The sequence below is a fragment of the Shimia sp. R9_3 genome (assembly GCF_017743755.1).
Taxonomy (GTDB): domain Bacteria; phylum Pseudomonadota; class Alphaproteobacteria; order Rhodobacterales; family Rhodobacteraceae; genus Shimia.
On sequence record NZ_JAGHRP010000001.1, the window covers coordinates 904870 to 920167 of the forward strand.

At 61.7% G+C, this 15298-nt stretch carries 13 protein-coding genes; 5 read left to right on the top strand and 8 right to left on the bottom strand.

The genetic code is table 11. The features are described 5' to 3' along the window. The first annotated feature begins 85 nt into the window (after positions 1-85). The gene (locus J7412_RS04245; RefSeq protein ID WP_280637705.1) at positions 86-2446 is read left to right on the top strand and encodes a Tex family protein; all 2361 of its coding nucleotides are present in this window, start codon (positions 86-88) and stop codon (positions 2444-2446) included. 215 nt (positions 2447-2661) lie between these two features. Here the strand turns inward: J7412_RS04245 and aroQ are convergent, their stop codons facing one another. Beyond that, positions 2662-3099 carry a type II 3-dehydroquinate dehydratase gene (gene aroQ, locus J7412_RS04250; protein ID WP_209077365.1) on the bottom strand — a complete coding sequence of 146 codons (438 nt, stop codon included), beginning with the start codon at positions 3097-3099 and terminating at the stop codon, positions 2662-2664. Between the two features lie 217 nt (positions 3100-3316). Between aroQ and J7412_RS04255 the strand changes: the two genes are divergently transcribed. After that, positions 3317-4426, top strand: coding sequence for an MHYT domain-containing protein (locus J7412_RS04255; RefSeq protein WP_209077367.1), 1110 nt, complete (start codon positions 3317-3319; stop codon positions 4424-4426). A gap of 92 nt (positions 4427-4518) precedes the next feature. Here the strand turns inward: J7412_RS04255 and J7412_RS04260 are convergent, their stop codons facing one another. From J7412_RS04260 to cofG, 7 genes are read right to left on the bottom strand one after another with little or no spacing between them, the layout of a single operon-like run. After that, positions 4519-5550, bottom strand: coding sequence for a TIGR03842 family LLM class F420-dependent oxidoreductase (locus tag J7412_RS04260; RefSeq protein ID WP_209077369.1), 1032 nt, complete (start codon positions 5548-5550; stop codon positions 4519-4521). 44 nt (positions 5551-5594) lie between these two features. Then, positions 5595-6263, bottom strand: a complete 669-nt coding sequence (gene npdG, locus J7412_RS04265; protein ID WP_209077371.1) for an NADPH-dependent F420 reductase — start codon at positions 6261-6263, stop codon at positions 5595-5597. Continuing rightward, positions 6260-7024: a coenzyme F420-0:L-glutamate ligase gene (gene cofE, locus J7412_RS04270; RefSeq protein ID WP_209077373.1), complete on the bottom strand. Its 765-nt coding sequence runs from the start codon at positions 7022-7024 to the stop codon at positions 6260-6262. The genes npdG and cofE overlap by 4 nt, the downstream gene beginning before the upstream one ends. Beyond that, positions 7021-7650 carry a 2-phospho-L-lactate guanylyltransferase gene (gene cofC, locus J7412_RS04275; protein ID WP_209077374.1) on the bottom strand — a complete coding sequence of 210 codons (630 nt, stop codon included), beginning with the start codon at positions 7648-7650 and terminating at the stop codon, positions 7021-7023. The genes cofE and cofC overlap by 4 nt, the downstream gene beginning before the upstream one ends. After that, a complete protein-coding gene (cofD, locus tag J7412_RS04280) occupies positions 7647-8618 on the bottom strand; it encodes a 2-phospho-L-lactate transferase (protein WP_209077376.1) in 972 nt (323 codons plus the stop codon). Before cofD ends, cofC begins: the two co-directional genes overlap by 4 nt. Further along, entirely contained in the window at positions 8615-9871 is a 1257-nt protein-coding gene (gene cofH / locus J7412_RS04285; RefSeq protein WP_209077378.1) for a 5-amino-6-(D-ribitylamino)uracil--L-tyrosine 4-hydroxyphenyl transferase CofH, read from the bottom strand. Before cofH ends, cofD begins: the two co-directional genes overlap by 4 nt. After that, positions 9850-10998, bottom strand: coding sequence for a 7,8-didemethyl-8-hydroxy-5-deazariboflavin synthase CofG (gene cofG, locus J7412_RS04290; protein WP_209077380.1), 1149 nt, complete (start codon positions 10996-10998; stop codon positions 9850-9852). Before cofG ends, cofH begins: the two co-directional genes overlap by 22 nt. A gap of 471 nt (positions 10999-11469) precedes the next feature. On the opposite strand from cofG, the gene J7412_RS04295 reads away from it, so the two are divergent. From J7412_RS04295 to J7412_RS04305, 3 genes are read left to right on the top strand one after another with little or no spacing between them, the layout of a single operon-like run. Next, positions 11470-12303 carry a xanthine dehydrogenase family protein subunit M gene (locus J7412_RS04295; RefSeq protein WP_209077382.1) on the top strand — a complete coding sequence of 278 codons (834 nt, stop codon included), beginning with the start codon at positions 11470-11472 and terminating at the stop codon, positions 12301-12303. Positions 12304-12314: 11 nt separating this feature from the next. After that, the gene (locus J7412_RS04300; RefSeq protein WP_209077384.1) at positions 12315-12809 is read left to right on the top strand and encodes a (2Fe-2S)-binding protein; all 495 of its coding nucleotides are present in this window, start codon (positions 12315-12317) and stop codon (positions 12807-12809) included. Then, positions 12806-15235 (top strand): aerobic carbon-monoxide dehydrogenase large subunit, encoded by a 2430-nt coding sequence (locus J7412_RS04305; RefSeq protein WP_209077386.1) that lies wholly within the window; start codon positions 12806-12808, stop codon positions 15233-15235. The genes J7412_RS04300 and J7412_RS04305 overlap by 4 nt, the downstream gene beginning before the upstream one ends. Positions 15236-15298 lie beyond the last annotated feature (63 nt).

A 15298-nucleotide genomic window follows, 5' to 3' on the forward strand; every position in this document is an offset into this window, starting at 1 on the left:
ATTTCTCTGAGCGGGGCGTTCCGCTCTTGGCCCCACGGCAGGCAATGCTAAGAAGGGTGCTCCAATGATTTTCAGGAGAGCCCCCTTGGATACGAGCACGCGCATTTTCCGCACCATTGCTGGCGAGATTGCCGCCAAACCTGATCAGGTTGGGGCGGCTGTGAAGCTTTTGGATGAGGGCGCGACGGTGCCGTTTGTGGCGCGTTACCGCAAAGAGGTGACGGGCGGGCTGGATGACAGCCAGCTGCGGACCTTGGCGGATCGGCTGGCTTATCTGCGGGAGCTTGAAGCGCGGCGCGAAACCGTGGCCGCCTCGATCACCGAGCAGGGCAAGATGACCGATGCGCTGGCCAAGGCCATTGTGGGGGCCGAGACCAAAGTTGCGCTGGAAGACATTTACCTGCCTTACAAACCCAAGCGCCGCACCAAGGCGATGATTGCGCGCGAAAACGGGCTGGCACCCTTGGCGGAGGCCATTCTGGCGGATCGCGCGGCCGATCCTGAGGCGCTGGCGACGGGCTATGTCACGGAAAACGTGGCCGATGTGAAAGCGGCTTTGGATGGCGCGCGCGATATTGTGGCCGAAGGGCTGACAGAGAATGCCACGCTTTTGGGAGAGCTGCGCAGCTTCTTGCAGAAAGAGGCGATTGTGGCGGCCAAGGTGATTTCCGGTCAGGAACAGGCGGGCGCGAAGTTCTCAGATTATTTTGAGCATTCCGAGCCGTGGTCCAAAGTGCCAAGCCACCGCGCGTTGGCGATGATGCGCGCCTCCAAGGAAGGCGTGATCTCGCTAGACATTGGCCCCGATCCGGAGGGCGGCAAGGAGCGCGCAGAGGCGATGGTGGCGAGCTATCTCGACACCCGCAGCGAGGCGCCCGGTGATCTGTGGCTGCGCAAAGTGGCGGGCTGGACCTGGCGGGTGAAGCTGAGCCTGACGATGACCGTGGAGCTGATGGGCGAGCTGCGCGCGCGGGCGCAGGAAGAGGCCATTGCCGTGTTTGCGCGCAACTTGAAAGACCTCTTGCTGGCAGCCCCTGCGGGGGCAAAGGCGACGCTGGGTCTGGACCCGGGCATTCGGACGGGCTGTAAAGTGGCGGTGGTGGATGCCACAGGTAAGCTGCTGGACACGGCCACGATTTATCCCTTCCAGCCGAAGAATGATGTGCGCGGCGCAGAGGCGACCTTGATGGCGCTGATTGCCAAACATGGCGTGGAGCTGATCGCGATTGGCAATGGCACCGCAAGCCGGGAGAGCGAGAAGTTGGTGGGCGAGGTACTGAAGCATTTGCCCAAAGGTGTGAAAGCGCCGACCAAAGTGGTGGTGAGCGAGGCGGGGGCCTCGGTTTACTCCGCAAGCGAGCTGGCGGCGCGGGAGTTCCCGGGGCTGGATGTGTCATTGCGTGGCGCGGTGTCGATTGCGCGGCGTTTGCAGGATCCGTTGGCGGAGCTCGTGAAGATCGAGCCGAAGTCCATCGGGGTGGGCCAGTACCAGCATGATGTGGATCAGCACCGTTTGGGCAAGTCGCTGGAAGCGGTGGTGGAAGACGCGGTGAACGCGGTGGGTGTGGACCTGAACATGGCCTCCGCCCCGCTCTTGGCGCATGTCTCCGGTCTTGGGCCGGGTCTGGCAGAAGCGATTGTGGCGCATCGCGATGAAAACGGTGCCTTTGGCTCGCGCAAAGAGCTGTTGAAGGTGGCGCGGCTGGGGCCTGTGGCCTTTGAGCAATGCGCGGGGTTCTTGCGGATCACCGAAGGGGATGAGCCGCTTGATGCCAGCGCGGTGCACCCGGAAGCCTATGATGTGGCGCGTAAAATTGTTTCTGCTTGTGGGCGGGACGTGCGCAGCCTGATGGGCGATGGCGCAGCGTTGAAACGTCTGCGGGCGGAGGAGTTTGTCTCCGAGAAGTTTGGTCTGCCAACCGTGCGCGACATTCTGAGCGAGCTGGAAAAGCCGGGGCGTGACCCGCGCCCGACATTCAAGACCGCGACCTTTGCCGATGGGGTTGAAGAGATTTCAGACCTCAAGTCCGGCATGGTGCTGGAGGGCACAGTGACCAATGTGGCGGCCTTTGGGGCTTTTGTGGATGTGGGTGTGCATCAGGATGGTCTGGTGCATGTGAGCCAGCTGGCGGATCGTTTTGTGAAAGACCCGCATGAGGTGGTGAAAGCCGGGGATGTGGTGAAGGTCACGGTGACGGAGGTGGATGTGCCGCGCAAACGTATCGGGCTGTCCATGCGCAAGGATGGCGGGGCTTCGGCTAAGGAAAACCGCAATGCACGCGCAGGCTTTGGCGGTAAAGGACGTGATGGGCCTGCTGGTGGTCCGCGTGGGAAAGGGCCGCGCGGTGGTGGTGGCGGAGGCAACTACAGTGCCAAGCCCAAGCAGCAAGACGGCGGCAATGGCGCATTGGGCGCTGCGCTGATGGATGCGATGCGGAAGAAGTGAGCCGTAAAGGCCCGGAACAAGGTGCGCAGCACAGCCGGGCCAGTGCCGGACCGGCCTCATGGGCCGGCGCTTTTTCAGTGGCGCGCGAGACTTCTACGCTTAGAATATGTGGCAGGGATAAACTGCCGTGCGGCAAATGTGGGAGCGCCGCCCCCCGGTCCGGCGCTGGCCCTCGTAACGCGACCTAGAGCGCGCGACCCGTGGCAGAGAAGGTTTTAGCCGAGCAGTGTGCCCATGCGGCGCATGGCCAGTGCGTAGCCTTCCACGCCAAAGCCTGCGATCACGCCTTCGGCGCGGGCCGACACATAGGAGTGATGCCGGAAGGGCTCGCGTTTGTGGATGTTGGAGATATGCACCTCCAGCACCGGCCCCTCAAAGGTGTTGAGCGCATCCAGAATGGCAACGGACGTGTGGCTGTAGGCGGCGGGGTTGATGATGATCCCGGCGGCCTGCGCGCGGGCCTCGTGTATCCAGTCGACCAGCTCACCTTCGTGATTGGATTGCAGCAGCTTAACCGACAAGCCAAGCGAGGCCCCGACCGCAGCGCAGGAGGTTTCAACATCGGCCAGCGTGTCGTGGCCGTAAATCTCCGGCTCGCGTTTGCCCAGAAGGTTCAGGTTGGGGCCGTTGAGGATGTAGATTGTGCTGCTCATCTGCGCTCTGCCTTTTGTGGTGCTTTCGACCTAGCCGGAAACGGCAGGCCGGGGCAATAGGGCGCAAAAACGCGCAGGAAATCTGTGACATGGGAGAAAAGCCCGGTGCGGCACTTCTAACGCCATAAAAGTGCGGGAGAAAATTGCCTTTGAACGGGGGCTTTGCTAGCGTCACCACAGCAACCAAAACGGCAGCGATCGGGGGAGGGTCACAGGCGTGTTGGATTTTTCGCACAACCCCTGGCTTGTGGCGACGTCATTGGCGGTGGCGCTGATGGCGGGGTTCACCGGGTTGTCGCTCACACGCGGGGCCAATGCGCTGCCCGATGCGCGGCGCAAGATTGTGGTGGCGTTGGCGGCGGTGGTGCTCGGCGGGGGCATCTGGTCGATGCATTTTGTCGCCATGCTCGGACTGCAACTGCCGATCCTGTTTTTCTATGACGCGCTGATCACCTTGATCTCTGCGCTGGTGGCGATCCTGATGGTGGGGCTAGCGTTGTTGCTGCTGCACTTCCGAGAGCGCTCGCCACAGGTGATCCTTGGGGCAGGTGTGATTGTTGGCCTTGGCATTGTGGTGATGCATTATGTCGGCATGGCCGGGATGCAGCTGTGCCGCCCCGTCTATGGCGTGCTGGATGTGGTGATCTCCACCGTGGCCTCTGTGGTGCTGTCGATTCTGGCGATCTGGGTCGCTTATGATGCGCGCACGCAGCGCAATATCGTGCTGGGCACCGTGTGTTTTGGCTTTGCGGTGTTCTCCATGCATTTTGTGGCGATCCTGCTCACAGGGTTTCTGCCCAGTGAGGCCGCCGCTGTCGCCGGACCGGCGCTTGACAATCAGGTGCTGGCCATGGGGGTCACGCTGGCGGTGTTTCTGATTTGCGGGGCCTTCCTGCTGACCGGGATCACCTTCATTGCGCCGCAAGAAGACACCGAGACCGCACCGGAGGAGTCCGCCGCGGAGCCTGCGCCGACACCACAGCCTGTGGCGGCCACGGCGGGAGTGCCGTTTGAGCGTGAGGGGCAGACGTTTTTTGCGGACCCGACGCAGGTCGCGGCCATTCGGGCGGAGGGGCATTATACGGTGCTCTATCTTGGGGCGGAGAAGCTGTTTTGCCCCTGGTCCATCACGGAGGCGGCCAACCGGCTGGAGGCGAGCGGGTTCTTGAGGGCGCACCGCAGCTATCTGATCAACCCGAGCCATGTGAGCAGCTTTGAGCGCAACAAGGACAATGGCACGCTGTATTTTGAGACGGTGGAGTCGCTCAGCAAGGTGCCGGTGAGCCGCTCCCGCATGGGGCCGCTGCGCGAAGCGCTGGGGTTGTGAGAGATTTGGCTTTGGCCGCAGCAAAGTTTGCAAGGCTGCTGGGCTGAGGGCCGGCCCCATAGGTCACGGAGCCGGTTGTGTCTGGGGCAGATTTATTCTGCCGCGATGGCCTCGTCGGCCTGTGCCTGGAAGGCCGGGATGATGTGGTTGCCGTAGTCGGAGATGATTTTCTCCTCCTCGCCATTGTCCAGATAGATGTTGAACTGGGTCACACCGGCGTCTTTGAGCGCGTTGAGCTTGCTGATGTGTTCGTCGATCTCACCCAGAACGCTGAAGCTGTCGACAATGTCATCGGTGATGAAGTCGAGGTAAGGGTTATCGCTCTGGCCGTGTTTGGAATAGTCATAGCCTTTGCGGTCTTTGATGTATTCGGTCAGGGCTTTGGGGATGTCTTCGCGCTCGGTGCCGTATTTCTCAACGATGTCAGCGACGTGGTTGCCGACCATGGCGGGGAACCATTTGGTGGCTTCTCGGCCTTTGGCGCGGTCGCCTGTGTAGGCTGGCGCGGCGGCCATGACGCCGAAGTTGGACATGTCGCGGCCTTCGGCTTCGCCTGCGGCAATGGCCTGATCGGTGAGCCATTTGATGATCGCAGGTTCGGCGATCTGCAGGATCAGACCATCACCAACGCGGCCTGCTGAGGACAGGGCCTTGGGGCCATAGGCGGCGACCCAGACGGGGAGTTCATAGCCGGTGGCCCATGGGAATTGGATCGGGTTTGGCGCGTCGCCGTATTGTGCCTCATCGCCGCGCACCAGAGCTTTCACAACATGGGTGAATTCCTCAAGGCGGGCGAGGGGGGCTGGTTTTTTGCCCATCACGCGCACGGCGCTGTCGCCGCGGCCAAGGCCAAGTTCAAAGCGGTTGCCGGATTGCTTGGCAAGGGAGCCAAAGAGCGAGGCGGCATTGGACCAGTCGCGGGTGTTCGGGTTGGTGACGCATGGCCCGAATTTCATCTTAGTGGTGTGCTCCATGCACATCGCCATAGCCACATAGCTCTCGCGCCACAGGATGTGGCTGTCATAGAACCAGCAGTAGGTGAAACCTGCGTTTTCGGCTTGGCGCACAAGTGCCTTGGCGCGCTCCGGCTCAACGAAGCCTTTAAAACAAATACCAAATTCCATGGGGGTCTCCTTGTTGGGTGTTGTTGTGTTTGGGGGCGGGTGGATCAGTGATCCGGCGCCCAGATTTTGATGCCGGCGTGAGAAAACGGCACGGCTTTGGAAATATTGGTGCGGATCAGGATCGGGGTGATCGCCTCGACACAGCGCGCGGCCTGTGCTGGGCCCGCGTTATAGGCGGTGACGCCAAGTTTCTCGCAGAGTTCCATGACCTTTTTGCGCGCGGCCAGCTGGTTGCCGCAGACGAGGATGTCGCAGTTGATGTCCCACTCAAGCGTGTTCAGGGTGACCGCAGAGACATTGTGCAGCGCGCCGATCACCGGGATGTCGGCCCCGAGAATGGCCTGCGCGGCCTCGGTTGCAGAGCCTTCGGGCGGCATGTCCACAAGCTTGGGATCGCCCTCTGCCAGCGGTACCACGATATCCACAAGGATTTTCCCCGCGAGATGGGGCTTGAGCGCCTCAAGCGTGGCGTTGTGGCCCGCAAACGGCACCGCGAGGATCACCATTTCCTCGGCGGCCTGTGTGGCACCTTCGTTGTCGGCACCGGTGATCGGGGCGGCGTCAGCGGCCAGTTTGGCCTGAAGCTCGGCGGCGATTTCGCTGGCGCGGGCGCCGTCCCGCGAGCCGAGCACCACCGGCACGCCCGCGCGGGCAAAGCGCAGCGCGAGACCTTGGCCCTGTGGGCCGGTGCCGCCGATAATTGCAATTGTCATCTGAACATATCCTCTTTCTTTTTGCGGACCAGATCGCTGGCCTGTCCGGTGTTTCCATCCCAGGTGAGGCCCCGGATCACCACGAGGGGTGTCTGTGAGGCTTTGGAGATTGCGAGGCCCGAGGCGGCGGCCAGTTCATCGCCAAAGGCCGGTTGCGTGACCGCCAGATCACGGCCATGAGCGTCTTTGTTGCCGACCTCGGATTTTAGCGCGGGCAGCCCGGCCATGCCGATGGCCACATTGACCTGCCCCAGCCGCCACGGGCGGCCGAAGGTGTCAGAGATCACCACGCCCAGACGGGTCTGAAATCGCGCGGTGAGGGCAGCGAGCAGCGCGGCGGCGCTGGCGTCGGGATCGCGGGGCAAGAGGAGCGCCATGTCCTCGCCGCCGATATTGGACTGATCAACGCCTGCGTTGGCAGAGATGTGGCCGCTGACATGTTCACAGATCAGGGTGCCTTCGCCCGCGTCGGGGTGTTTCCAGCTTTTGACCACGCGCGCGCTTTCGCGCAGCACCACCTCGACCTTGCGCGGGTCTTTGGAGATGCGCTGCGCCAATGCGTTTGCCTCCTCACCCGGGGTGACGGTGGCGAGATCAACCAGCAGCCCTTCGGCTTTGGACACCACCTTCTGGGCGACGATCAGAATGTCATTGGGCTCCACGCCGATTGGCTCCAGAGCCTCGGCAAGAATGGCGGCGAGATCGTCGCCGGGGTGGATTTCGGGGATGCCGGGGACGGGGATGATGGAAAGCGCGCTCATAGGGCCTGTTGTCCTGTGGAGGGGCGTTGGCGCAGCTGTTGGATCTGGGCCAAATCGCGGGTGGTATCGACGTCAAAGCGCAGGGTGCTGCTGCGCAGGATGTGGCAGGCGAGACCCGCGCGGGCGGCGGCTTTGCGATGCGCGCGGAAGGAGCCTGGGCCAAAGCAGAACGCGAACTCGGCCTCTGGATGAAGCATCAGACAATTGGTGCCGCCATCGCTGGACTCACAGAGCGCCGCGGCGGTGGGCGGCAGGGCGAGTCTCGAAAGCTGCGCGATGTCGGTGGCGGAGAGCAGGGCGAGATCGCCGGGCAGGATGGCCAGATGGGCACAGCCTTGCTCTGCGGCCCAGAGCTTGGCCTGCGCGCAGGCGCTGTTGAGGCCCTGTGCCGCTTCTTCCATCAGCACGGCGGCCCCGCGCGCTTGCGCTTCTTCGGCAATGAGGGAGCTGGCAGTGACCACCACCACCGAGGCGCCACATTGCGCCGCTGCGATCTGATCAAGCGTGCGCAGGAACAGGGAGAGGGCAAACCTCTGCCGCTCTTGCGGGGGCAGGGCCTCGCTGAGGCGGGTTTTGGCCTGTTTCGGGTCTTTCATCGGGATGGCGATCAGCAGCTTGCCCGTCATGCGCAGACCTCATCCGGGGCAGGGGCTGAGGGAGACAGGTTGGCGAGATGCAGCAGGCGCTGCGCCAATGCGCATTTGTCGGCGCGGGTTTTCATCACGGTTTGCTCGGCATGCAGGGGCAAGCCGGTTGCCACCTGATCCCCGGCGTCGGTGCCGTCGATCACCAACCCGTCGATCAGCCCATCGTAGAGATCGGCGATATAGGCGGTGGAGGGCGTGTGACCGAGGCTTTGCAGCATTTTGTCCGCCGGTCCTTTGAGCGCGCGACCTCCCACAAAGGGGCTGACCGCAAGGCGGAGGGCGGCGGCCTGTACCAAGGTCTCCCCGATCCCGGGAATGCCGAGAATGGGCATGATCGACATCAGGGGATTGCTGGGGGCAATCACGATCAGGTCGGTGTCGGTGAGCGCGTCCAGTGCCGCCGGATTGGCGCGGGCGGTTTCCTGCCCCTCATAGGCCAGATCGCGCACCGCAGGGCGGCATTGGTCGCGCACGAAGTACTCCTGAAAGCTTTGCCAGCCGCTTTCTGTACAGACGCGGGTTGGCACTTGATCCTCGGTTGAAAGGAGCAGTCGCGCGGAGATGCCAAGGGCTTTGGCGATGTGATCTGTGATGTCTTGGCGCGCGCGGCCCTGCACCAATTGCATGGTGCGGAAGATGTGCAGGCCGAGGTCACGGTCGCCCAGCGTCATCCATGTTTCTTGTCCCAGATCCTTAAGGACCGAAAGCGCGCGCAGGGCGTCGTCTTCCACACCCCAGCCCTGTGCGCGGTTGATGCGGTCGCTCAGCGTGTAGAGCATGGTGTCCACATCCGGTGACACCCAGAGGCCGTGGAAGCTGTCGTCATCGCCGATGTTGCAGATCACGCGCAGATCAACGTTTTCCAGATGCGCAAAGCCTTCGGCCATTTTGGCACCGCCAACGCCGCCAGCGATCAGGGTGACACGGGTTTTAGACAGGCCGGTCATTCTGCGGCCACCCGTGTGGTGTCTTCCTCAAGGAAGGCCAGCGGGTCCTGCCCCTCACGGGCGACAAGCGGCGCTTGGGTGTCAGGTGTGTGATCGTCGTAGGTTTCCAGCGTGTCATAGACCGTGTTGCGGCGCACGGGGATGCGGCCTGCGGCGCGGATGATCTCGACCATTTCGGCGGCCATGATCTCCTGCCCGTTTTTGGCACCGGCAGAGCGGCTGATGCTTTCGTTCATCAGCGTGCCGCCCAGATCGTTCACGCCGCGATCCAGCATGTAATGCGCGCGCTCGGCGCCAAGTTTGGTCCAGCTCACCTGAATGTTGTCGATTTGGCCGTGCAGGAAGATGCGGCTGACGGCGTGCATCTTTTCGGTTTCGTCATGGGTCGGGCCGGGGCGGACAATTTCCGGGTTGGCGGTGAAGAGCGGGGAATCCTCATGCACAAAGCTGAGCGGGACCAGCTCGGTGAAACCGCCAGTGTCTTTCTGGATGTCGCGCAGGATGCGCATGTGCTGCGCCCATTGCTTGGGGCCGTCGATATGGCCGTACATGATGGTGGCGGTGGTTTTCACCCCGACGGAATGTGCGGCGCGGATGATCTCGACCCAGCGCTCGGCGCTGAGCTTGTTCTTGGTCAGCTGTTTGCGGATGTCCGTGTCCAGAATTTCGGCGGCGGTGCCGGGCATTGAGCCAAGACCGCATTCTTTGAGATCCTGAATGAAATCGGCAAAGGACAGTTTGGTTTTGGCTGCGCCGTACCAGACCTCAAAGGGCGAAAACGCGTGGATGTGCATGTCGGGCAGTTCTGCCTTCAGCCCGAGCAGCAGATTGCGGTATTCCTGTCCGGACATCTTGGGGTGCAGGCCGCCCTGAATGCAGACTTCGGTGGCGCCGCGGTTCCAGGCCTCCACAGCGCGGGCGACAACCTGATCCACATTGAGCCACTCGGCTCCCGCATCTTCGCGGCGTTTGGCAAAGCCGCAGAATTTGCAGCCCATGTAGCAGACGTTGGTGAAGTTGATATTGCGGTTCACAACAAAGCTGACCTGATCGCCATTGGCGCGGTGGCGCAGCTGGTCCGCAACCGCAGAGATGGCCGCGATGTCCGCGCCCTGCGCGGCAAAGAGGGTTTCGCCCTCCTGTTCGCTGATCTCCTGACCGTCGAGGGATTTCTCTAGGATAGCGCGTACGGCAGGCGAAGTGCCGTGCAGCGAAACGGGGGTGGGGCCGTTCACGCGGTTGTGGTCAAACATGTCTCTTCCTCCTGTTGCAGCGCGAGCCCGTCTGCGCGGGCCTGTGCCTTGGCGCGCTGTGCCAATTCCGGTGCCATGAAGCGGGCGCTGCGCTTGAGATAGGCGGGGTAAACGGTGAGGCGTTCCTGCAGCTGGTGGCCGGTGCGCGCGGTGTTTTCGGCCAGCGTGCGGATCTCGGGCCACTCGTGCTGCGGGTTGATAAAGTCGATGGTCACCGGGCTGATGCCGCCCCAGTCGTTGATTCCGGCGCTGAGATATTCCAGATGCCGGGCGCTGAGGTTCGGCGGTGCCTGAAGGCTGACATCTGCGGGCAGGATCAGGCGCGCGGCGGCGAGCGTTTTGAGCATGTCCTGAAGGCTGGGCTCTGGATGGTGCTCCATGGCGATGCCGGGTTTGGCCTGAAAGTTCTGAACGATCACCTCCTGCACATGGCCATAGGTCAGATGGCTTTCGCGAATGGCGTGCAGGGCCTCTATGCGTTCTTCCCAGGTTTCGCCGATGCCGATCAGAAGACCGGTGGTGAAGGGGATCTCAAGCCGCCCGGCGCGTTCCAATGTGCGCAGGCGCTGCACCGGGGTTTTGTCAGGGCAGGCGTAATGCGCCATGCCTTTTTTCATGAGCCGCCGACTGGTGGTTTCCAGCATCATGCCCATGGAGGCGCTGACCGGTTTGAGCTGTGCCAGTTCGTCCTCAGTGAGAGAGCCTGCGTTGACATGGGGCAGCAGGCCGGTTTCATCCAGCACCAGCCGGCACATGTCGCTGAGATAGTCGACCAGAGTGTCATAGCCATAGGCCGCCAGCGCCGCGCGGGCCTTCTCATAGCGTTTCTCTGGCTTCTCCCCGAGGCTGAAAAGCAGCTCTTTGCAGCCCTTGGCTTCGCCGCGTTTGGCGGAGGCCAGAACCTGTTGAGGAGACATGAGCTGCGCGGCCGGATCATCGGGGTGTTTGACAAAGGTGCAGTAGCCGCAGGTGTCGCGGCACATGTTGGTCAGGGGCACAAAAACCTTGCGCGAGTAGGTCACCGTTTTGCCCCAGTGGCTGTCACGCATGTCACGTGCCCGCGCCATTAGCGTCTCCAGATCAAGGGCTTGCAGTGCGTCTGCCGTCAGTTTGAGTGGGTCGGTCATGGGGCCTCCTGTTGGAGGTAGGGTTTGACCAATTGATCAAAAAAGCCAGAAAAAAATTTTACCAAAAGATAAAATAAGCAAAATAGTCAGGAATCCGTGTGGTTTTGATGAAATTGCGGGCGGTTTGGGAGGGGGGCGGCGCAGCTCAGCGCCAGATTGCGCCGAGAGAATCGGTTTTGCCCCTCAGAGGAGATTCGCCTTTTTGTGATGTTTGAGGCGGGCGGGCAGGGTTTGCGGCGCTCTAGAGGCCCGCGTGTGACGCGGCAGGCTCGTCAGCGGAGGACGGCGTGCGGCTTGCGGAGTATCAGCGGCGTATCTGGTGGATTTTGCGGTTTTCGCAACTCGTGCAGCCTATTCGCATTTCGTGCAACGAACCGCGCGGGCTGTTTTTAAAGGCTGGCGCGGGTCCTCTGCTGTTGGCGGACTGGATGTCGGAGGCGCGCACTGGGCGTGCCAGGGAGGACAAGCCAGATGATACCAGCGGGGTTCGAGTACCACCGTCCGTCTGACATTGCGTCAGCGGTTTCGATTTTGCAGGAACATGGAGATGAGGCGCGGGTGATCGCGGGCGGGCACAGCCTGATCCCGATGATGAAACTGCGCATGGCCGATATGGGCCACCTGATTGATCTGCAGGATATTGATGCCTTGAAGGGCATTGAGATCGGCAGCGATGCGGTGACCATCGGGGCGATGGTGACACAGCATGAGCTGATCACACATGAAGGACTGTCAAACGCCGTGCCCCTAATAAAAGAGGCGGCGCTTTTAATTGCGGATCCGCAGGTGCGCTACATGGGTACGGTGGGCGGCAATGTCGCCAATGGCGATCCGGGCAATGACATGCCGGGGTTGATGCAGTGCCTGAACGCAACCTTTGAGCTGAGCGGGCCGGATGGGGTGCGCGCAGTGGCGGCGCGCGAGTTTTATGAGGCGGCTTATTTTACCGCGCGCGATGATGAGGAGATCCTGACGCGGATCACCATTCCTGTGCCCGCAAGTGGCACCGGCTATGCCTATGAAAAGCAGAAGCGCAAGATTGGCGATTATGCCACGGCGGCGGCGGCTGTGATGATTGGCGGCGGTACGGCGTCGGTGGCGATGACCAACCTCGCGGACACGCCGATCTGGTCTGACCCGGCTGGCGCGGCGCTGGCGGCGGGGGACGTTGACGGCTGTGTCAGCGCGATGATGGGTGCGATTGATCCGGTGGCGGACAACCGTGGCCCCATCGAATTCAAGAAACATGTGGCTGCCGTGATCCTGCGCCGCGCGATTGACCGCGCGCAGAGCCGTGCGAGATGAGGGGGGAAATCATGTCAAAGATGCATGTAAAGATGACCGTGAATGGCAAAGAGGTGGAAGGGCTTGCGGAGCCGCGCACGCTTTTGATCCATTTCCTGCGCGAAAACCTGAACATTACCGGGCCGCATATCGGCTGTGAAACCTCCCATTGTGGGGCTTGTACAGTCGATCTGGACGGCAAGTCGGTCAAAAGCTGCACCGTGTTTGTGGCGCAAGCGCAGGGCAAAGAGCTGACCACGGTGGAAGGTCTGGTGAATGAGGACGGCAGCCTTGGTGTGCTGCAGGAGATGTTCCGTGAGCACCACGGGTTGCAATGCGGCTTCTGCACGCCGGGGATGATCACCCGCGCGCACCGACTGTTGCAGGAGAATCCGACCCCAACCGAGGAAGAGATCCGCTTTGGCATGGCGGGCAATATCTGCCGCTGCACCGGATACCAGAATATTGTGAAGTCGATTGCGGCTGCGGCGGACACGCTGAACGCTCAGAAGGAGGCGGCAGAATGAATGATCTGACCCCAACCCCCGAAGAACGCGCCGCCAATCTGAAAGGCATGGGTTGCGCTCGCAAGCGCGTGGAAGACGTGCGCTTTACCCAAGGGCGCGGCAACTATGTAGATGACATCAAGCTTGATGGCATGCTGTTTGGCGACTTTGTCCGCTCGCCCTATGCCCATGCGCGGGTGGTGAGCATCAATTCTGAGGAGGCCATGAAGGTTCCCGGCGTGGTGGCGGTGATCACTGCGGCAGATCTGGAACCGCTTGGTTTGCACTGGATGCCGACACTGGCCGGTGACAAGCAGATGGTGCTGGCGGATGGCAAAGTGCTGTTTCAGGGCCAGGAGGTGGCCTTTGTGGTGGCCGAAGATCGCTATGCGGCGGCCGATGCAGTGGAACTGGTGGAAGTCGAGTACGAAGAGCTTCCGGTCATCGTGGATCCGTTTGAGGCGCTGAAATCCGATGTGGTGCTGCGCGAGGATACGGTGGACGCGAACGGCAAGGCCACCGACGGCGCGCATGGTCCGCGCAATCACCCCAATCACATCTTCACCTGGGAACAGGGGGATGAGGCGGCAACTGAAGCGGTGATGGCGGAGGCTGAAGTGGTCGCGGAAGAGACCATGTATTACCACCGCACCCACCCGTGCCCGCTGGAAACCTGCGGCTCTGTGGCCTCGATGGATAAGGTGACCGGCAAGCTCACACTCTGGGGTACGTTTCAGGCGCCCCATGCGATCCGCACCGTGGTGTCGCTGATTTCCGGCATTGAGGAGCACAATATCCGGGTGATCAGCCCCGATATCGGCGGCGGCTTTGGCAATAAGGTGGGCGCTTATTCGGGCTATGTCTGTTCGGTTGTGGCCTCGATTGTCACCGGTAAGCCGGTGAAATGGGTCGAGGACCGGATGGAAAACCTGATGACCACGGCTTTCGCGCGGGATTATTGGATGAGCGGCAAGATTTCCGCCACAAAGGACGGCAAGATCACCGGGTTGCATTGCCATGTGACCGCTGATCACGGCGGCTTTGACGCCTGCGCTGACCCGACCAAGTTCCCCGCCGGGTTCATGAACATCTGCACCGGCTCTTATGACATTCCGACAGCCTATCTGGCGGTGGATGGGGTTTACACCAACAAAGCACCGGGCGGGGTGAGCTATCGCTGTTCCTTCCGCGTGACGGAGGCGGTGTACTTCATCGAGCGGATGATTGAGGTGCTGGCGATCAAGCTCAATATGGATGCCGCCGAGCTGCGCCGGATCAACTTCATCAAGAAGGAGCAGTTCCCTTATCAGTCGGCGCTGGGCTGGGAATATGACAGCGGCGATTACCACACCGCCTGGGACAAGGCGATGGAGGCTGTGGACTACCAAGGCCTGCGCGCGGAACAGGCGCAGCGGATTGAGGATTTCAAGGCCGGCAAGACCCGCAGCCTGATGGGCATTGGTCTGACCTTCTTCACCGAGATTGTCGGGGCGGGACCTGTGAAGAACTGCGACATCCTTGGGCTGGGTATGTTTGACAGCTGTGAGATCCGCATTCACCCGACGGGCTCTGCGATTGCGCGGCTGGGCACGATCAGTCAGGGGCAGGGACATGCGACCACATTTGCGCAGATCCTCGCCTCCGAGATTGGTCTGCCTGCGGACAGCATCACCATCGAGGAAGGCGATACGGACACCGCGCCTTATGGGCTTGGCACCTATGGGTCACGCTCTACCCCGGTGGCGGGGGCCGCGACAGCGATGGCGGGACGCAAGATCCGTGCCAAGGCGCAGATGATTGCGGCTTACTTGCTGGAAGTGCATGACGATGACGTCGAATTTGACGTGGATCGTTTTGTGGTCAAAGGCGCGCCGGAGCGGTTCAAGACGATGAAAGAGATCGCCTTTGCCGCCTATAATCAGGCCATTCCGGGGATTGAGCCGGGGCTTGAGGCGGTGAGCTATTATGATCCGCCCAATATGACCTATCCGTTTGGCGCTTATGTCTGTGTCATGGACATTGATGTGGACACCGGTGTGCCGGAAATCCGCCGCTTCTATGCGCTGGATGACTGTGGCACGCGGATCAACCCGATGATCATCGAAGGGCAGATCCATGGGGGCCTGACCGAAGCGCTGGCCGTGGCGCTGGGGCAGGAGATTGCCTATGATGAGATGGGCAATGTGAAGACCGGCACGCTGATGGATTTCTTCCTGCCCACATCCTGGGAAGTGCCAAACTATGAGACAGACTACACCGTGACCCCAAGCCCGCACCATCCGATTGGCGCAAAAGGCGTGGGCGAGAGCCCGCATGTGGGTGGTGTGCCCTGTTTCTCCAATGCGGTGCATGACGCCTTTCGCGCCTTTGGTTTGACGCAGACCAATATGCCGCATGATCACTGGCGGATCTGGAAGACCGCCAACGATCTGGGCCTGCACGGCTGATCCGCTAAAGACCTCGCCCGCGTTGCGGGCGAGGGCCTCCGGCGGGGATATTTTGAGAATGAG